This window comes from Microbacterium sp. M (genome assembly GCF_045181065.1).
Lineage (GTDB): Bacteria > Actinomycetota > Actinomycetes > Actinomycetales > Microbacteriaceae > Microbacterium.
In genome coordinates, this window is record NZ_CP173721.1 from 1645048 (window position 1) to 1661894 (window position 16847).

Sequence of the window (16847 nt, forward strand, 5' to 3'; positions counted from 1 at the left end):
CGCTACAGCCCTCTTTCGAACTCGGCGACGACACCCGCGAACCCGTCCACGTCCTGCGCCCTGTGCTGGGCACCCGGCAGCACAACGTGCCGCGCGCCACGGCCGGCGAGGACGCCGGCGATCACCTCGTACTCGTCGTTCCATCCGCCGGTCACCACCAGGGTCGGGATGCCGTCGAGCATGTCCTGACGCACTCCATGTCCCCATGGCAGGTTCGTCCTGGCCCAGCGTTCGGCGACGGGACGCTCGTCATCCCACCGCGCTGCGTCGAACGGCCCTCCGAACATGAGGGGACGCAGGATCGCCCAGAACCCGCGCAGGTTCCCGGCGTCCGCCTGCGTCCGTGCCTCGGCCACGATGCCGATGTGCCGTTCGATCGCGGGATGTCCTCTGGCGATGTCGTACAGCGCCGGCTCCACGAGCACGAGACCTTTCGGCTGCATGGCGCGTGCGGAGAGCGCCGCAGGCACGGCGCCGATCGAGTGGGCGAATACGAGAGCGCCTTGAGGACGCTCGGCGAGAAGATGCGCCTGCTCGGCGACGCTCTTCGGTCCGAAAGTCAGGAACTCGCCACCCGCGTCCGCTTGAGACGGCCACGCGGACGCACCCTGGCGACCGCCTCCGTGGACGTAGAGCCGACTGAGCGCTGCCTGCATCCCGCGATGATATCGGGGCCGTAGGCTGGAGGCATGGCGGAGAAGTCCTGGTCCCTCGGTCGCGCACTGCGCGGCATGTTCGTCAAACCCACGATCGACGAGACGACGTGGGAGGACCTCGAGACCGCCCTGATCACCGCCGACTTCGGCCCGGACATCACCGAACGCGTCGTCGAGGAGCTGCAGGGCAAGGTCGAGAAGTACCGCACGACCGACCCGAAGGACCTCCAGCGGATGCTGCGGGAAACCCTCGAGGAGCACTTCGCGAAGTTCGACACGACACTCAAGCTCACCGAACGTCCGGCCGTCGTGCTGGTCGTCGGGGTGAACGGCGTCGGCAAGACGACCACGATCGGCAAGTTCACCAAGTTCCTCCGTCGCTATGAGCGCAGTGTCGTCGTCGGTGCGGCCGACACGTTCCGCGCGGCCGCGGTCGATCAGCTGGCCACCTGGGCGCAGCGCGCCGGAGCCGCGATCGTTCGGCCGCAGCAGGAGGGGCAGGACCCGGCATCCGTCGCTTTCCAGACGGTCGAGTACGCCAAGAGCCAGGGCGTCGAGATCGCGATCATCGACACGGCAGGCCGCCTGCACACCAAGGGCGGGCTGATGGATGAGCTCGGCAAGATCCGCCGGGTCGTCGAGAAGCAGGCGCCGATCAGCGAGGTTCTCCTCGTGCTCGACGCGACCACCGGGCAGAACGGCGTCATGCAGGCCGAGTCGTTCCTGCAGCACGCCGGGGTCACCGGACTCGTGATCACGAAGCTCGATGGTTCGGCCAAGGCGGGCTTCGTGCTCGCCGTGCAGGAGCGCACCGGCATCCCGGTGAAACTGCTCGGTCAGGGCGAGGGCATCGATGATCTCACGGGCTTCACGCCGCACGCGTTCGTGCAGGCGCTGGTCGGCCAGTGATCGGGACTACCGCGAGCGCGCGGGGACTGGTTTCATAGCGTTATGGCGATCGAACACGACTATTTCGGGCTCCTGTCCTCAGGGCCGGACGGATCGATCTTCTGGTCGGAGACGGTCGAGTTCGGCGACCAGTCCGTGACCGTCGATCTCACGGCGCCGGACCAGGACGATGTATCGCCTGACGCGCTCGACATCGCCGCCGCGCTCATCTCCGGCCTGGAGGATGTCGACGCCACAGCCCGCCGCGGCATGCTCGCCGAGGTCGACGATCGCACCAGTGAGGTGACCGAGTACATCCTCCAGCAGCAGGAGGCGTACGGAGACGAGCTCGTCGATGTTCTGGTCGACGTCTCGGGCGATGCCGCCGTCGACATCATCCGATCGCTCAAACTGATGAGCATGACGATTCTCGCGGACGAGCACGGCGGCTCCGAACCGTTCGCCGTGCTCGAGTACGCGCTGGATGCCGAGGACACCGACGACGTTCTGCTGGTGAACCTGGCGTCCGACGGCACCGTCCAATCGGTGATGAGCGCGGACTAGCGCTGAGCGGGATCACACCGCCTGTGCGAAGCCCAGGTCGGCGCTTTCCGCGATGTGCGCGAGGTGGGACGGGATCTCGCGCCCCTTCGACACCATCGACTGCGCCCACAGCCGACCGGCGCGGTACGACGAGCGCACGAGCGGACCCGCGAGCACGCCGAGGAACCCGATCCGCTCGGCCTCCTCCTTGAACTCGACGAACTCCGCCGGCTTCACCCAGCGCGCCACCGGCAGGTGACGCGGTGTGGGGCGCAGATACTGCGTGATCGTGATGATGTCGCACCCGGCGTCGTGGAGATCCTGCAGCGCCTGGACGACCTCCTCCGGCTCCTCGCCCATGCCGAGGATCAGGTTGGACTTCGTGATGAGTCCGGCATCCCGACCCTGTGTGAGCACGTTCAGCGAGCGCTCGTATTTGAAGGCGGGACGGATGCGCTTGAAGATCCGCGGGACGGTCTCGACGTTGTGCGCGAACACCTCTGGGCGCGCGTCGAAGATCTGGCCGAGGAAGGCCGGGTCGGCGTTGTGCTCGTTCGCGAGCAGCTCGACGCCGGTGTTCGGGTTCAGCTCGTGGATCTTGCGCACCGTCTCCGCGTTGAGCCATGCACCCGTGTCCGGGAGATCGTCGCGCGCCACACTCGTGACGGTCGCGTAGCGCAGTCCCATCTGGCGCACGCTCTCGGCGACGCGGCGGGGCTCATCCGTGTCGTAGGCGTCCGGCTTGCCGGTGTCGATCTGGCAGAAGTCGCAGCGACGCGTGCACTGCGAGCCGCCGATCAGGAACGTCGCCTCCTTGTCCTCCCAGCACTCGAAGATGTTGGGGCAGCCGGCCTCCTGGCAGACGGTGTGCAGGCCCTCGTCCTTCACGAGCGCATGCAGCGCCTGGTACTCCGGCCCCAGCTTCGCCTTGGTCTTGATCCACTCGGGCTTGCGCTCGATCGGCGTCTCGGCGTTGCGGATCTCAAGACGCAGCAGCTTGCGTCCATCCGGTGCTGCGGCGCTCATGCCGGCACCCCCGCGTACTCGGCGGCGAAGGCGGCGGCGACCTGCTCGACGATGTCGCCGGGGGAGACGTCGCGTCCCACCACCTCGCTCACCGTCGTGACTCCGGCGTCCGTGATCCCGCACGGGATGATGCCGCGGAATCCGGCGAGGGTGTTGTCGCAGTTGATCGCGAAACCGTGCATCGTCACGCCCTGTTGGACGCGCACGCCGATGGCGGCCACTTTGTCCTCGCTGAGGGGGCGGCGCACCCAGACGCCGCTGCGGCCCTCGACCTGGTATCCGTCGACGCCGAGCGGGCGCAGCACGTCGATCAGCAGACGCTCGAGTCGTCGCACGTGGGCGACGACATCCATCGGCTCCGGCAGGCGCACGATCGGATAGCCGACCAGCTGACCCGGCCCGTGCCAGGTGATCTTGCCGCCGCGGTCGACGTCGATCACGGGTGTGCCGTCCTGCGGTCGCTCCTGCGGCTCGGTGCGCTTGCCCGCCGTGTACACGGCCTCGTGCTCGAGCAGGATGAGCGTGTCGGGGCCGGCTCCGGACACGACATCGGCATGGATGCGCCGCTGCAGGTCCCAGCCGTCGAGATAGGGAACGAACTCGGGGTCGAGTCCGGCGATCTGGATATCGAGCATGCTCGTCCTTCATCTGTTGTTGGATGCGGTCCAACAATACGCCTCTTCCGGACGATCGGGACGAGACGGCACGCGATACGGTGAAGGGGTGACCACCGACAGCCGTGCAGGGCGCCCCCGCGCCTCGTCTCGCGAGACTCTCGCCGAGGCTGCCTGCGAGCTGTTCCTCGAGCAGGGGTACGAAGCGACATCGATCGCCGACATCACCCGCCGCGCTGGCGTCAGCCGCTCCAGCTTCTTCAACTACTTCTCGTCGAAGAGCGACGTGCTCTGGTCGGGGATCGATGAGCGCATCGACCAGGCGATCAGTGCGCTCCGAGCGCTCGGACCAGATGCCGATGGCGACGCCGTGCGCAGCATCCTGCTCCTGGTGGTGCGCGACTTCGCCCCGGACCCGCTCGCGCTGGCACTGCGCAATTCGGCAGCCATGGGGCTCGATGACGAGCTCATCGGCGAGACGGGGCTGCGCCTCGCGCAGCTGGCCGCGGCGATATCCGAGGCGGCGAGGGCATCGGGGATCGATGTGATCCGCGCCGACATCCTCGGCGCCGCGCACGCGGCCGCCGTGATCTCCTCGCTGCGGGTGTGGGCGGAGCAGGGGGCCGGACAGCTGTCCGTGGAGTCGGTACTGCTGGAAGCACTCGGCACGATCCACGATCTGCCCTGGGCCATCTGAACCCGGCAGCGGACGAAACGCCCGCTGCCGGACATGTCATGAGTGAAGCCACCGACGAGGAGGAACTCATGACCAGGGATCAGTTGGATGACCTGCTGGATGCTTCGGCGCCTGCCGCGCGGACGATCGCGTCGAGCGATGTGCGGGCGATGGTGCTCGATGCGCGGGCGCAGGCGGCGCCGCGGCAACCGCGGGCGAAGAAGGCGGCGCTCGTGACAGGTGTTCTTGCGTTGCTGATGGTGGGTGGTGCCGGGGTGGCGACGGCGTCCGATTACTGGGCCGCTCTGAACAATCCGGTCGGCTCGTACACCTATCAAGTGCCGAGCGGCGCAACGTGCGAGGTCGTCTTCGGGGATGTGCAGATCGTCGAGCGGCGCGACCGCGCGCGACGTGATCAGCTCGAGAGCGAGTTGAAGGCGTGGTTTCAGGCAACGGATGTCATCGAGATCGCCGAGTCGCAGGTCGATGAGTACATCCGAGATCGTCACGACGCGCTGGTGGCGACGGGCCGGGTTCAGGGCGAGCTCATCGGATACGACCTCGACATGGCCTACGCCTACGCGATCGATCAGTCCATCTCCGACCAGGCCATGGCCGAGTTCGAGCGCGTGGGGGTCCTGGACGAGATCGCGGGCTACGGTTCCCAAGGGCGATGCCCGGAGCTCGACAAGTGACCCGCCGTCCCGCCGACGCCGCGCTGATCGCCGCGTTCGAGGCATCCGCGTCCGACCTGCTCGCGTATCTCTCGCGTCGTACGAACGCCGACGATGCCCCGGATCTTCTCGGCGAAGCGATGATCGTCGCCTGGCGCCGGGTCAAAGAGCTCCCCGCCGATCCGGAGCGCGCGCGGATGTGGCTGTTCGGCATCGCCCGCGGCACGCTGCAGAACCATGCCAGAGGCGAGCGTCGCCGCTGGGCGCTGGCCGATCGCATCCGCGGACATTTCCGAGAGGACGCGACGGCGCCGGCCGCGGACGCCGGAAGCGAGGTCCGCGACGCGATCGATCGCCTCGAGCCCGACCTCGCCGAACTGGTCAGGCTCGTGCACTGGGACCGGCTCAGTCTCACGGATGCCGCCGAGATGCTCGGCATCCCGGCATCCACCGCGCGAGGTCGTTACCAGCGCGCGAAAGAGCACCTGCGGGCCGCGCTGAGGGTGGAGGTTCCGCTCGCGTAGAATCGAGAGCACCATGGCTACCTTTGGCACGCTCTCCGATCGGCTCACCGAGACCTTCCGCAACCTGCGCACGAAGGGAAAGCTGACAGCCGCCGATGTCGACGGCACAGTCCGCGAGATCCGTCGCGCCCTGCTGGATGCCGACGTCGCCCTCGTCGTCGTCAAGGAATTCACTGCGAAGGTCCGTGAGCGCGCTCTCGGCGACGAGGTCAACAAGGCCCTGAACCCGGCGCAGCAGGTCGTGCAGATCGTCAACGAGGAGCTCGTGGGCATCCTCGGTGGCGAGCAGCGGCGCCTCGAGTTCGCGAAGACGCCGCCGACTGTCATCATGCTGGCGGGTCTGCAGGGTTCGGGTAAGACGACGTTCGCCGGCAAGCTCGCCAAGATGCTCGAGAAGGACGGTCACACGCCGCTCCTCGTCGCCGCCGACCTGCAGCGTCCGAACGCCGTGAACCAGCTGCAGGTCGTCGCCGAGCAGGCCGGTGCCACGATCTACGCCCCCGAGCCGGGCAACGGCGTCGGTGACCCCGTGAAGGTCTCGCGCGACGGCGTCGAGTACGCGCGCCGCCAGCTGCACGACGTGGTCATCATCGACACCGCCGGACGCCTCGGCGTCGACGCCGAGCTGATGAAGCAGGCCGCCGACATCCGCAAGGCCACGAACCCGGACGAGGTCCTGTTCGTCATCGACGCGATGATCGGTCAGGATGCCGTGAACACGGCGAAGGCGTTCCAGGAGGGCGTCGACTTCACCGGCGTCGTGCTGTCGAAGCTCGACGGCGACGCGCGCGGTGGAGCCGCCCTGTCGGTGGCATCCGTCACGGGGCGTCCGATCATCTTCGCGTCGACCGGTGAGGGGCTCGACGATCTCGAGGCGTTCCACCCGGACCGCATGGCGAGCCGCATCCTCGACCTCGGTGACGTTCTCACCCTGATCGAGCAGGCGCAGCAGGCGTTCGACGAGGAAGAGGCGATGAAAGTCGCCGAGAAGCTTGCGAACGAGGCCTTCACGCTCGAGGACTTCCTCGACCAGCTTCAGCAGATGAAGAAGATGGGATCGATGAAGAAGATGCTCGGGATGCTCCCGGGCATGGGCCAGATGAAGCAGCAGCTGGACGACTTCGACGAGCGCGAGATCGACCGCACCGAGGCCATCATCCGTTCGATGACGCCGGGCGAACGTCGCAACCCGAAGGTCCTCAACGGCTCGCGCCGACTGCGCATCGCGCGCGGTTCCGGCATGACCGTCACCGACGTCAACCAGCTCGTCCAGCGGTTCGAGCAGGCGGCCAAGATGATGAAGACCGTCGCGCGAGGCGGTACGCCCCAGATCCCCGGTATGGGTCCGGTTCCCGGCATGGGCCGCACCGGCGCGTCGGCCAAACGCGGCAAGAAGGGCAAGTCCAAGGGTCCGTCGCGCTCTGGCAACCCGGCCAAGCGCGCAGCCGAGAACGCGGGCGCTCCCGTCGGACAGCCGACGGGTTCGGGATTCGGCCTGGGCGGCGGCGGTCAGGCAGCGCCCAGCGAGGCCGATCTCGCCGAGATCCAGAAGCTGTTCGGCAAGGGCTGAGTCCCGCGACCCCCGCTCAACGAGCGAGGTGGGCGGAGCCGGTGGCATCGACGCCATGCGCGTCGCGCAGCGTCGAGAGGGTGTCGTCGATCTCGGCATCCGTTCGGACGGCATCCCAGCCCAGCAGCGGCGCGAGGGCGGCCGCGATCGTCCGGATCGCGTCGACGTCCGCATCGCCGGTGAAGGCGAGGCTCGTGCGCCGGAAGACGACGTCGCCCACGTGCTGCACCTTCTCGTGCTCGACCATCCAGGCCAGCTCGCGGGTCGACAGGGCGTCGCCCAGCAGAGGCTCATCGTTCTCCAGTGCGAGGAAGTCCGCGACGTCTGCCGCCCGCGTGCCGTAGCGCGTGAAGAGCACACGTCCACGGGCCGTGTCGCCGACGTTCTGACGCAGCCATTCGATGCGTCGCCTCGGCGTCTTCGGGTACCCGTTGCCGCCGCCGATCCGCACCCCCTTCGTGCTGGTCGAGCGCTCGCGCCCGAGCTCTGCGAGCACACGATCCCCGAGCGTCTCGCCGAGGGCTCGGAACGTCGTCCACTTGCCTCCGACCAGACTCAGCACCGCCGGCATCCCGGCATCCTGACGCCGCTCGATGCGGTAGTCGCGTGAGACAAAGCCAGGGGCCGTGTCGTCATGGTGCGGAAGAGGTCTGATGCCCGAGTAGCGGTACACGATCTGCGAGCGATCGACCGCGATCGTGGGGAACACATGCGCGATGAGAGCGAAGAAGTAGTCGACCTCCTCCTCGGTGCACCGGGCCGGTTCCCGCGGATCCGCCTCGAGGTCGGTGGTGCCGACGAGGACGCGATCCTTCAGCGGGTAGATCAGCACGATCCGCCCGTCGGAGTGCTCGAAGAAGATCTCGCGGCCGCCGGTGGCCTCCAGCAGTCCGGGGTGGTCGAGAACGATGTGCGAGCCCTTGGTGCCTCCCATGAACGTCGTCCCGGTGCCGAGCGCCTCATTGGTGAGGTCGGTCCACGGACCGGAGGCGTTGACGACGACGTCGGCCGCGACGTGGAACTCGCTCCCCGTCTCACGGTCGCGCAACAGGACGCCAGAGGCGTCGAGACCGACGGCCTCCACGTAGTTCAGTGCGCGGGCGCCGGGGTGGGCGGCCTCGCCGTCTCGGAGCACATCCAGTGCGAGGCGCTCGGGGTCGTGCACCGAAGCGTCGTAGTAGGTGGCGGTGTACTTGATGTTCGGATCGAGCTCGGGAAGCGCGGCGAGCGACTTCTTCCGACCGTGGAAGCGGTGCCGCTGAACCGTGCCGCCGTCGCGGGAGAACGTGTCGTAGAGGGTCAGCCCGACCTTGATGAGGAACGCGCCGCGCTCGGTGGGCTTGCCCTGCTTGTGGGTCAGGAACCGGAGGGGAGCCGCGAGGATGCCGGAGAACGTGGAGTAGATCGGGATCGTGGTCTCGAGCGGCTTGACGTAGTGCGGGGCGGTCTTCAGCAGGCCGTTGCGTTCCTGAACGGACTCCTTGACGAGCCGGAACTCGCCGTTCTCGAGGTAGCGGATCCCGCCGTGGATCATGTGGCTGGATGCTGCGGTCGCGCCGCTCGCGAAATCGTCGCGTTCGACCAGCAGGACGTCGACGCCCTGCATCGCGAGGTCCCGGAACGTCGAGATCCCGTTGATGCCCGCGCCGATGATGACCACGCTCGTACGTCCGGATTCCCGTGCCGCCCCGACCTCGTCGCGCTCTCGAATCGTCTCGCCCATGGTGTGTCCTCCCAGACCCCTCACGTTCTATCCTTGGGGCATCGGCACACTCGCGCAAGCAGTGTGCACATACGTGCAGGAGGTGGGATGAGCGCGACCGGTCTCAGCGATCCGCGGGCGGCTTCGGCGCTGCGGGCCGCGCAGATGTACTACCTGCAGGACATGACGATGGATGCCATCGCTCGAGAACTCAGCACCTCCCGCTCCTCGGTCTCGCGTCTGCTCAGCCATGCACGGGAGACCGGGCTGGTCGAGATCCAGATCCATCAGCCGCAGGGGCAGGAACTGCAGCTGGAGGAGACGATCCGCGCTCGATTCGGCATCGCAGCGCACGTCGTGCCCACGCCGAAGAACCTGTCCGACGTGGAGCGGTTCGAACGCGTGGCGATGAGCGCGGCACGGCTCCTGCCGCTCTACTTCGATTCGAACATGACGCTCGGCATCGGCTGGGGCTCGACCCTGGATGCGATCAGCCGGCACCTGCCGCGGAAGGAGACGCACAACACCACGGTCGTGCAGCTCAACGGCGCGGGCAACACGTTCACGACCGGTATCGACTACGCCAGCGAGATCCTCCAGCGCTTCGGGCAGGCGTTCGGCTCCGGCATCCAGCAGTTCCCCGTCCCGGCGTTCTTCGACGACCCGTTGACGAAGGAGGCGATGTGGCGCGAGCGAAGCATGCGGCGGGTGCTCGATCTGCAGGCGCGTGCCGATGTGGTCGTGTTCGGACTCGGTTCGCCCTTCGCAGAGGTGCCCAGCCGCGTCTACATCGGCGGCTATCTCAGTCGCGACGATTATCGGAGCCTCCGAGAGGACAACGTCGTGGGGGATATCGCGACCGTGTTCTACCGTCAGGACGGCACCTGGCAGGACATCGAGCTCAACGCCCGTGCGACGGGACCCGCCTTCGGCGTTCTGGGTCGCGTGGCCCGGCGGATCTGCGTCGTGTCCGGCGTGCAGAAGCTCGCCAGCCTTCGCGGGGCGATCGCCACGGGGCTCGTCACCGATCTGGTTCTGGACGAGCATCTGGCCGAACACCTCGTCGACCGGTGATGCACGTTCGTGCACGGCGGCCGTGGAGAACTGCGCGCATCTCCTAGGCTGTCGTCGACACGGACATCGCCGTCACGACGCGGGAGAGCACAACGTCATGCACATCGTCGCCATCGATCAGGGCACAACCAGTACGCGGGCCATCGTCTTCGACGACCGCGGCGAGATCGTCGCCAGCGGTCAGCTCGAGCACGAGCAGATCCTTCCCGAAGCGGGCTGGGTGGAGCACGATGCGACGGAGATCTGGCGCAACACGCAGTCCGTGATCCAAACGGCGCTCGAGCGGGCGAAGGTGTCCGCCGACGATGTCGCCGGCATCGGGATCACCAATCAGCGCGAGACCGCGGTGGCGTGGGACCGCCGCACCGGCGATCCCGTATGCAACGCGATCGTGTGGCAGGACACGCGCACGCAGAACCTCATCGACGCGCTCGCGGCAGACGGAGGAGTGCGCCGGTTCGCCGAGAAGACCGGACTGCCCCTGGCGACGTACTTCTCGGCATCCAAACTGAACTGGATCCTGACGCACATCGACGGTGCGCGCGAGCGCGCCGAAGCCGGCGACCTGCTGTTCGGCACCCCGGACACGTGGCTGCTGTGGAATCTGACGGGCGGCGTGAACGGCGGCGTGCACGCCACGGACGTGACCAACGCCAGCCGCACGCTGCTGATGGATCTGCGCACGCTCGACTGGGACGACGACCTCCTTGCCGCATTCGACATCCCGCGGTCGATGCTGCCGGAGATCCGGTCGTCTTCGGAGACCTACGGGAAGACGATCGGCACCGCGCTGGACGGCGTGCCGATCGCGGCGATCCTCGGCGATCAGCAGGCGGCGACGTTCGGACAGGTCGCTTTCGAGGCGGGGGAGTCGAAGAACACGTACGGCACCGGCAACTTCCTCATCGTCGGCACGGGGGAGGAGATCGTCACGAGCGACAACGGGCTGATCACCACCGTGGCGTACCGACTCGGCGACGCGGCGCCCCGGTACGCGCTGGAGGGCTCGATCGCGGTCACCGGGTCGCTGGTCCAGTGGCTCCGCGACAACCTCGGGATCATCTCGCGCGCCCCTGAGGTCGAGGAGCTCGCGCTCACGGTCGAGGACAACGGCGGGGTCTACATCGTTCCCGCGTTCTCCGGACTGTTCGCGCCTTACTGGCGACCGGATGCGCGCGGCGCCATCCTCGGCCTGACCCGGTTCGCGAACAAGGGCCACATCGCGCGAGCGGCCCTGGAGGCCGTCGCGTTCCAGACGCGCGAGGTCGTGGATGCCGTGGCGGTGGATACCGGCATGGCGCTGTCGGAGATGCGCGTCGACGGCGGCATGGCGGCGAACGCCACTCTGCTGCAGATCCAGGCCGATGTTCTGGGCGTCCCCGTGGTCCGACCGGCCATCATCGAGACCACGGCGCTGGGCGCGGCCTACGCGGCAGGGCTTGCGGTCGGGGTCTGGAAGGACCTGGACGAACTGCGGAGCATGTGGCACGAGGACGCCCGCTTCGAACCGCGCATCGATCAGGCCGATCGCGAGCGCGGCCTTGCACGTTGGCGCAAGGCCGTCACCCGCACCTTCGACTGGGTCCAGGACTGAGGGCAGGCCTCGTCAGGCGATCGAGCCCTCCGGGCCCGAGCGGAACTCGCGGATCAGATGATGGACGACCTCGCGAAGGTCGCCGTCGGAGGCCTCGGCGACGCTGATCTGCCGTTCGTAGCTCGCGCCGCCCGTGATGATCGATCCCGCGCGAGCGAACTCGGCCGCGCACCCGAGATCCACCGCGACGGGGGCGAGATCCGCGAGCAGTTCTGACACGTGCTCGCGCACGGGCGCCTGCGTCCCGTCCGCATCGGTGATCAGGCGGGCGTCCAGACCGTACCGCGCGGAGCGCCACTTGTTCTCGCGGTGGAACCACGCCGGCATGATGGGCAGTCGCTCACCGGCATCCAGCAGACGGGAGAAGTGCTCCACGAGCACCTGGACGAGCGCTGCCACCGACGCGAGTTCGGCGAGCGTCGAAAGGCCGTCGCAGGCGCGGACCTCGATCGTCCCCCAGCGCGGAGCCGGGCGGATGTCCCAGCGCACCTCGGTCGCGTCCGCCATGACCCCTGTTGTGACCATGTCGTCCAGATAGTGCTCGAACTCGCTCCAGGTGTGCAGGGGCCAGGGGAGTCCCGCCGTCGGCAGCTGCTGGAACACGAGCGCCCGGTTGGATGCGTATCCGGTGCGCTCGCCCGCCCAGAACGGACTCGACGCCGCAAGCGCCTGGAGGTGCGGGAGGTACCCCGTCAGCGCACCGATGATGGGGAGAACTTTGTCCCGGTCCTCGACGCCGACATGCACGTGGATGCCCCAGATCATCATGTTGCGCCCCCACCACTGGGTGCGTTCGATGAGCGTGTGATACCGCGTCTTGTCGGTGACCCGCTGGTCGTACCACTGCGCGAACGGGTGACTCCCGGCGGAGAGCAGCTCGATGCCTGCGGGGCCGGTGGCCGCGCGCACGGCGGCGATGGCCGCGGCGATGTCATCGACGGCGTGCGCGACCGATGTCCCCACGCCGCTGGTCACCTCGATCGTGTTGGTCAGAAGTTCGCCGGTGACGGTGTGCCGCTCGCTCTCGCTCTCCTCCTCGAGGGCCGTGAGCAGTTCCGGCGCACGCCCGACGAGGTCGCCGGTGTCCGGATCGGCGAGCATGATCTCCCACTCCAGACCCACGGTGGAGCGAGCGGATTCGGCGAAAGCGACGGTCACGAGCACAGTCTGACACGGGCGCTCGCGCGGATCGACGCGCGGAGACACATCACGTTTCGCGCGTGGCGGGCTGATCTGGCAGAATAGAAGGTCGGACGGCTCACTCGACCCTCTATCCAGCGAGAACGTCCTCCCGCAGAGCTTCCGCCGGGTGTGCACCCCACTCTCCAGGCGATCGGTTCAAACTTCCTTCACACAATTCAGGAGAATCGTGGCTGTCAAGATTCGTCTCAAGCGCCTGGGCAAGATCCGCGCGCCGTACTACCGCATCGTCGTCGCCGACTCGCGCACCAAGCGCGATGGTCGCGTGATCGAGGAGATCGGCAAGTACCACCCCACCGAGGAGCCCTCGTTCATCGAGGTCGACTCCGAGCGTGCCCAGTACTGGCTTTCCGTCGGCGCGCAGCCGACCGAGCAGGTCGCCGCTCTGCTGAAGATCACGGGCGACTGGGGCAAGTTCAAGGGCGACAAGGACGCGAAGTCCACCCTCAAGGTCGCCGAGCCCAAGGCTGCGTTCGAGATCGACGCATCCAAGAAGTCGGTCGTCAAGCCGAAGGCTGAGAAGAAGGAGACTCCCGCTGAGGAGGCTCCCGCTGCTGCCGAGGCCGACGCGGAGGCCGTCGAGGCTCCCGCCGCCGACGCCGAGTAATCCGTCGTGCTGTCCGCCGCGCTCGAACACGTCGTCAAGGGGATCGTCGATCACCCGGACGACGTCCGCGTCACCGAATCCACGTCGCCGCGAGGCGACCTGCTCGAGGTGCGTGTGCACCCCGATGATCGTGGACGCGTGATCGGGCGCGGCGGTCGCACCGCGAAAGCGCTGCGCACGCTGATCTCCGCCCTCGCCGACGGACGTCGCGTGCGCGTCGACGTCGCGGACGACTGACGTGGCGGCGAACGACAAGGGTCAGGGGCGCAACCAGCTGCGTGTCGGCCGTCTGGTCAAGGCGCACGGGCTCAAGGGCGCCCTCAAGCTCGAGCTGTACACCGACAACCCGGAGGGACGCTTCATCCCCGGTGCCGAGTTCACGTTGCAGGTGCCAGAGGCATCTCCGTGGCACGGCAAGACCATCACGGTGCGCGAGTACCGCGTGATGAACGGCAACCCCGTGGTGTTCTTCGACGACATCGCGGACCGAGACGCAGCCGAAGGCCTCGTTCGGGCCATTCTGTGGATCGACCAGGGTGACATCGAGCCCGAGGACAACGCCTGGTACGACCACCAGCTGACCGGCCTCGACGTCGTGCGCGACGAGCAGGTCATCGGACGCGTCGTCCGCATCGATCATCTGCCCTCGCAGGACCTTCTCATCGTCCGGCCGACCGGGTCGGATGCGGAGATCATGGTTCCCTTCGTCGAGGCGATCGTTCCGACGGTGGACATCGAAGCGGGCCGCGTCATCGTCACGCCTCCGGCGGGCCTCTTCGAGGAGCTGCCGGACGCCGACTCCGATGAGCAGTCGCCCGCCGACGCATCCTGATCCGCCTATCCTGATCCCGTGCGCTTCGACGTCGTCTCGATCTTCCCGTCGTACTTCGACGGGCTGACGCTGTCCCTGCTCGGCAAGGCACAGGATGCCGGGATCATCGACCTGAACGTGCGCGATCTGCGCGACTGGACCAGCGACCGCCATCGCACCGTGGACGACACCCCGTACGGGGGTGGAGCGGGCATGGTGATGAAGCCGGAGCCGTGGGCCCTCGCGCTCGACGAACTCGCCGCAGGGTCGGCATCCGACGCGAAGCCGACGTTCATCTTCCCGTCGCCGGCGGGTGAGGTGTTCACCCAGGCCACGGCGCGCGATCTCGCCACGCGTGAGCATCTCGTGTTCGGCTGCGGTCGCTACGAAGGCATCGACGAGCGGGTCTTCGAGTACGCGGCCGATCTCGGCGAAGTGCGCCTGGTCAGCCTCGGCGACTACGTGCTCAATGGGGGAGAGGTGGCCGTCATGGCCATGATCGAGGCGATCGGTCGCCTCATCCCCGGCGTCGTCGGAAATCCGGAGAGCCTCGTCGAGGAATCGCACGAAGACGGCCTGCTCGAATACCCGTCGTACACCAAGCCGGCCTCGTGGCGCGGCCGCGACGTCCCTCCGGTGCTGCTGAGCGGCAATCACGGCGCGATCGCGTCCTGGCGCCGTGATCAGCAGCTCGAGCGCACCCGGTCCCGTCGCCCTGATCTGCTCGGCGACGACCAGGCCTGAAGTCAGAGCACCCGTTCGACGCCACCGTCGATATCGAACACCAGGCCGTGCGGATGCCGCAGCGACAGAGCCGTGGCGGCATCGAGGCCACGGAGTTCGGCACGCAGCATCCTGCCGATCATCTCGTGCGACACGAGCAGGGGCGGGCCGTCAGCGGCCCAACCGCACTCGCTCAAGGCCTTGCGTGCGCGCAGGCGCGCCTGCGCATAGCTCTCGCCGCCGGGGAACGCCCAGCCGTAGCGGTTCTCCGCGCGGTCGGCGCGGGCGCCGGGGAACGCCTCCTCGATCTCAGCCCACGTCATGCCCGCCATGTCACCGTGATCGATCTCGGCGAGGTCGGCGACTTCGATGACACGCGCGTCCAACCGCTCGGCGATGATGACCGCGGTGGCCACGGCGCGGCCCAGTGGGCTGGAGCAGACCGTGCCGATTCCCGAACCCACCAGCCGCTCGGCGGCGGCCCGCGCCTGGGCGATGCCGTCGGAGGTGAGCGGGGAATCGAGCTGCCCCTGGAGTCGACCTTCGACGCTCCACGTCGTCTGACCGTGACGGGCGAGATATGCCCGATGCGGCACGTGACGGTCGCGCGGAATCATGCCCCCAGAATGGCACAGCGATCACGAGTCAGGCGAGACCCGCGGAGATAGGATCGACGGGTGAGGATCTGGTCGCTGCATCCGAGGTATCTCGATCGTCAGGGGCTGACCGCCTGCTGGCGCGAGGCGCTGCTCGCGCAGGCGGTGCTGAACGGTGCGACCCGCGGATACACCAGACACCCGCAGCTCGTACGATTCCGGTCGAGTGCCGACCCGCTCGCATCCATCGGCGGATACCTGCGGGGCGTGGCATCGGAGGCGGATGCCCGCGGCTACCGCTTCGACCGCTCGCGCATCATCCACGAGGCGGAGAACCCGGAGCGGCTCGAGGTCACGGACGGCCAGCTCGCGCTGGAATGGAAGCACCTGATCGTCAAACTCGCACTGCGCAGTCCCGAGGTCGGCGAACGGTGGGCGGATGTGGTCGCCCCGGAGCCGCACCCGCTCTTCGTGGCGGTGACGGGTCCGGTGGCGGATTGGGAGCGCGCGGGGCGCGCAGCCTGACGGGCCGCGGCTCAGTCGACGCCGAGGAAGGAGCGATCTGTGAGGATGATCGGACCGTCCTCCGTGATGGCGATCGTGTGCTCGGAGTGCGCGCCGCGAGATCCGTCGGCACTGCGCAGCGTCCAGCCGTCGGCATCCGTGACGAGTTCGTCCGTGGTGGCGAGGAACCAGGGCTCGAGCGCGAGCACGAGACCGGCGCGCAGCGGGAAACCGCGACCGGCGCGACCGTCGTTGGCCACGTGGGGGTCGCCGTGCATCGTGCGCCCGACGCCGTGGCCTCCGAAATCGGTGTTGATGCGGTAGCCCTCGCCGTATGCGATCTCCGCGATCGACGCCGAGATGTCGCCGATGCGGTTGCCGACGGTTGCCGTGGCGATAGCGGCATCCAGCGCCCGTTCGGTCGTGTCGATCAGGCGGAGATCCTCTTCGCGAGCAGTGCCGACCACGAACGAGACCGCGGAGTCCGCGACCCAGCCGTCGACGGCCACGGCGAAGTCGAGCGTCACGAGGTCGCCGTCACGGAGCACGTAGTCATGGGGAAGCCCGTGCAGGACGGCGTCGTTGACGGAGGTGCAGATGACCTTGCCGAACGGACCGCGGCCGAACGATGGCGCGTAGTCGATGTAGCAGGACTCGGCACCCGTCTTGCGGATCATGTCGTGCGCGCGACGGTCGATGTCCAGCAGGTTCGTGCCGATCTTCGTGTCGTCGCGCAGTGCGGCGAGGGTCTCGGCGACGAATCGTCCAGCGGCTCGCATCTCGTCGATCTCGGCCGGAGTGCGCAATTCGATCATGGTGTTCCTCTCGTCCTGTCCATTCTCCCGGATCGGAGAGCGCCGGGGCT

The 16847-nt window shown here is 67.9% G+C and carries 20 protein-coding genes; 13 read left to right on the forward strand and 7 right to left on the reverse strand.

The genetic code is table 11. The features are described 5' to 3' along the window. Positions 1 to 2 precede the first annotated feature (2 nt). A complete protein-coding gene (locus ACI7YT_RS07835) occupies positions 3 to 656 on the reverse strand; it encodes a hypothetical protein (protein ID WP_406250003.1) in 654 nt (217 codons plus the stop codon). A gap of 33 nt (positions 657 to 689) precedes the next feature. On the opposite strand from ACI7YT_RS07835, the gene ftsY reads away from it, so the two are divergent. Together ftsY and ACI7YT_RS07845 are read left to right on the forward strand one after the other, a co-directional pair. Next, positions 690 to 1565, forward strand: coding sequence for a signal recognition particle-docking protein FtsY (ftsY, locus tag ACI7YT_RS07840; RefSeq protein ID WP_406250004.1), 876 nt, complete (start codon positions 690 to 692; stop codon positions 1563 to 1565). 42 nt (positions 1566 to 1607) lie between these two features. Further along, positions 1608 to 2108, forward strand: coding sequence for a DUF2004 domain-containing protein (locus tag ACI7YT_RS07845; RefSeq protein ID WP_406250006.1), 501 nt, complete (start codon positions 1608 to 1610; stop codon positions 2106 to 2108). A 12-nt stretch (positions 2109 to 2120) separates the two neighbouring features. Here ACI7YT_RS07845 and lipA read toward each other — a convergent pair whose 3' ends face one another. Together lipA and lipB are read right to left on the reverse strand one after the other, a co-directional pair. Then, a complete protein-coding gene (gene lipA, locus ACI7YT_RS07850; protein WP_406250007.1) occupies positions 2121 to 3113 on the reverse strand; it encodes a lipoyl synthase in 993 nt (330 codons plus the stop codon). Then, positions 3110 to 3748 (reverse strand): lipoyl(octanoyl) transferase LipB, encoded by a 639-nt coding sequence (lipB, locus tag ACI7YT_RS07855; protein WP_406250009.1) that lies wholly within the window; start codon positions 3746 to 3748, stop codon positions 3110 to 3112. Before lipB ends, lipA begins: the two co-directional genes overlap by 4 nt. Positions 3749 to 3836: 88 nt before the next feature. Here lipB and ACI7YT_RS07860 point away from each other — a divergent pair, with 88 nt between their 5' ends. The 4 genes from ACI7YT_RS07860 to ffh are packed head-to-tail and all read left to right on the forward strand — an operon-like array spanning position 3837 to position 7171. Then, positions 3837 to 4424: a TetR/AcrR family transcriptional regulator gene (locus ACI7YT_RS07860; protein WP_406250011.1), complete on the forward strand. Its 588-nt coding sequence runs from the start codon at positions 3837 to 3839 to the stop codon at positions 4422 to 4424. Positions 4425 to 4462: 38 nt separating this feature from the next. After that, positions 4463 to 5098, forward strand: coding sequence for a hypothetical protein (locus ACI7YT_RS07865; RefSeq protein ID WP_406250012.1), 636 nt, complete (start codon positions 4463 to 4465; stop codon positions 5096 to 5098). Next, positions 5095 to 5601, forward strand: coding sequence for an RNA polymerase sigma factor (locus ACI7YT_RS07870; RefSeq protein WP_406250014.1), 507 nt, complete (start codon positions 5095 to 5097; stop codon positions 5599 to 5601). Before ACI7YT_RS07865 ends, ACI7YT_RS07870 begins: the two co-directional genes overlap by 4 nt. 13 nt (positions 5602 to 5614) lie before the next feature. Continuing rightward, positions 5615 to 7171: a signal recognition particle protein gene (gene ffh, locus ACI7YT_RS07875; RefSeq protein ID WP_406250016.1), complete on the forward strand. Its 1557-nt coding sequence runs from the start codon at positions 5615 to 5617 to the stop codon at positions 7169 to 7171. Positions 7172 to 7187: 16 nt separating this feature from the next. Here the strand turns inward: ffh and ACI7YT_RS07880 are convergent, their stop codons facing one another. Then, positions 7188 to 8894 carry an FAD-dependent oxidoreductase gene (locus tag ACI7YT_RS07880; protein ID WP_406250017.1) on the reverse strand — a complete coding sequence of 569 codons (1707 nt, stop codon included), beginning with the start codon at positions 8892 to 8894 and terminating at the stop codon, positions 7188 to 7190. Between the two features lie 87 nt (positions 8895 to 8981). On the opposite strand from ACI7YT_RS07880, the gene ACI7YT_RS07885 reads away from it, so the two are divergent. After that, positions 8982 to 9947, forward strand: a complete 966-nt coding sequence (locus ACI7YT_RS07885; RefSeq protein WP_406250019.1) for a sugar-binding transcriptional regulator — start codon at positions 8982 to 8984, stop codon at positions 9945 to 9947. A gap of 97 nt (positions 9948 to 10044) precedes the next feature. Further along, positions 10045 to 11541: a glycerol kinase GlpK gene (gene glpK, locus ACI7YT_RS07890; RefSeq protein ID WP_406250020.1), complete on the forward strand. Its 1497-nt coding sequence runs from the start codon at positions 10045 to 10047 to the stop codon at positions 11539 to 11541. Positions 11542 to 11553: 12 nt separating this feature from the next. On the opposite strand, the gene ACI7YT_RS07895 is transcribed toward glpK, so the two are convergent. Beyond that, the gene (locus ACI7YT_RS07895; RefSeq protein WP_406250022.1) at positions 11554 to 12699 is read right to left on the reverse strand and encodes a glutamate--cysteine ligase; all 1146 of its coding nucleotides are present in this window, start codon (positions 12697 to 12699) and stop codon (positions 11554 to 11556) included. Between the two features lie 211 nt (positions 12700 to 12910). Between ACI7YT_RS07895 and rpsP the strand changes: the two genes are divergently transcribed. The 4 genes from rpsP to trmD are packed head-to-tail and all read left to right on the forward strand — an operon-like array spanning position 12911 to position 14903. After that, positions 12911 to 13348: a 30S ribosomal protein S16 gene (gene rpsP, locus ACI7YT_RS07900; protein ID WP_406250024.1), complete on the forward strand. Its 438-nt coding sequence runs from the start codon at positions 12911 to 12913 to the stop codon at positions 13346 to 13348. Positions 13349 to 13354: 6 nt separating this feature from the next. Continuing rightward, positions 13355 to 13585 (forward strand): RNA-binding protein, encoded by a 231-nt coding sequence (locus ACI7YT_RS07905; RefSeq protein ID WP_406250025.1) that lies wholly within the window; start codon positions 13355 to 13357, stop codon positions 13583 to 13585. A 1-nt stretch (position 13586) separates the two neighbouring features. Continuing rightward, positions 13587 to 14180 (forward strand): ribosome maturation factor RimM, encoded by a 594-nt coding sequence (gene rimM, locus ACI7YT_RS07910; protein WP_406250026.1) that lies wholly within the window; start codon positions 13587 to 13589, stop codon positions 14178 to 14180. Positions 14181 to 14198: 18 nt separating this feature from the next. After that, positions 14199 to 14903, forward strand: coding sequence for a tRNA (guanosine(37)-N1)-methyltransferase TrmD (gene trmD, locus ACI7YT_RS07915; protein ID WP_406250027.1), 705 nt, complete (start codon positions 14199 to 14201; stop codon positions 14901 to 14903). Positions 14904 to 14905: 2 nt separating this feature from the next. Here trmD and ACI7YT_RS07920 read toward each other — a convergent pair whose 3' ends face one another. Beyond that, positions 14906 to 15499 (reverse strand): histidine phosphatase family protein, encoded by a 594-nt coding sequence (locus ACI7YT_RS07920; protein WP_406250029.1) that lies wholly within the window; start codon positions 15497 to 15499, stop codon positions 14906 to 14908. A gap of 60 nt (positions 15500 to 15559) precedes the next feature. Here ACI7YT_RS07920 and ACI7YT_RS07925 point away from each other — a divergent pair, with 60 nt between their 5' ends. Then, positions 15560 to 16003: a pyrimidine dimer DNA glycosylase/endonuclease V gene (locus ACI7YT_RS07925; RefSeq protein ID WP_406250030.1), complete on the forward strand. Its 444-nt coding sequence runs from the start codon at positions 15560 to 15562 to the stop codon at positions 16001 to 16003. 11 nt (positions 16004 to 16014) lie between these two features. On the opposite strand, the gene map is transcribed toward ACI7YT_RS07925, so the two are convergent. Further along, a complete protein-coding gene (map, locus tag ACI7YT_RS07930; RefSeq protein WP_406250032.1) occupies positions 16015 to 16797 on the reverse strand; it encodes a type I methionyl aminopeptidase in 783 nt (260 codons plus the stop codon). Between the last annotated feature and the right edge of the window lie 50 nt (positions 16798 to 16847).

Excerpts from the sequence above, each read along its gene's own strand:
- ftsY (WP_406250004.1), top strand. The coding sequence starts at position 690 with ATGGCGGAGAAGTCCTGGTCCCTCGGTCGCGCACTGCGCGGCATGTTC.
- ACI7YT_RS07835 (WP_406250003.1), bottom strand. The coding sequence starts at position 656 with ATGCAGGCAGCGCTCAGTCGGCTCTACGTCCACGGAGGCGGTCGCCAG.
- map (WP_406250032.1), bottom strand. The coding sequence starts at position 16,797 with ATGATCGAATTGCGCACTCCGGCCGAGATCGACGAGATGCGAGCCGCT.
- glpK (WP_406250020.1), top strand. The coding sequence starts at position 10,045 with ATGCACATCGTCGCCATCGATCAGGGCACAACCAGTACGCGGGCCATC.
- lipB (WP_406250009.1), bottom strand. The coding sequence starts at position 3,748 with ATGCTCGATATCCAGATCGCCGGACTCGACCCCGAGTTCGTTCCCTAT.
- ffh (WP_406250016.1), top strand. The coding sequence starts at position 5,615 with ATGGCTACCTTTGGCACGCTCTCCGATCGGCTCACCGAGACCTTCCGC.
- ACI7YT_RS07880 (WP_406250017.1), bottom strand. The coding sequence starts at position 8,894 with ATGGGCGAGACGATTCGAGAGCGCGACGAGGTCGGGGCGGCACGGGAA.
- ACI7YT_RS07845 (WP_406250006.1), top strand. The coding sequence starts at position 1,608 with ATGGCGATCGAACACGACTATTTCGGGCTCCTGTCCTCAGGGCCGGAC.
- lipA (WP_406250007.1), bottom strand. The coding sequence starts at position 3,113 with ATGAGCGCCGCAGCACCGGATGGACGCAAGCTGCTGCGTCTTGAGATC.
- ACI7YT_RS07885 (WP_406250019.1), top strand. The coding sequence starts at position 8,982 with ATGAGCGCGACCGGTCTCAGCGATCCGCGGGCGGCTTCGGCGCTGCGG.
- ACI7YT_RS07865 (WP_406250012.1), top strand. The coding sequence starts at position 4,463 with ATGAGTGAAGCCACCGACGAGGAGGAACTCATGACCAGGGATCAGTTG.
- ACI7YT_RS07920 (WP_406250029.1), bottom strand. The coding sequence starts at position 15,499 with ATGATTCCGCGCGACCGTCACGTGCCGCATCGGGCATATCTCGCCCGT.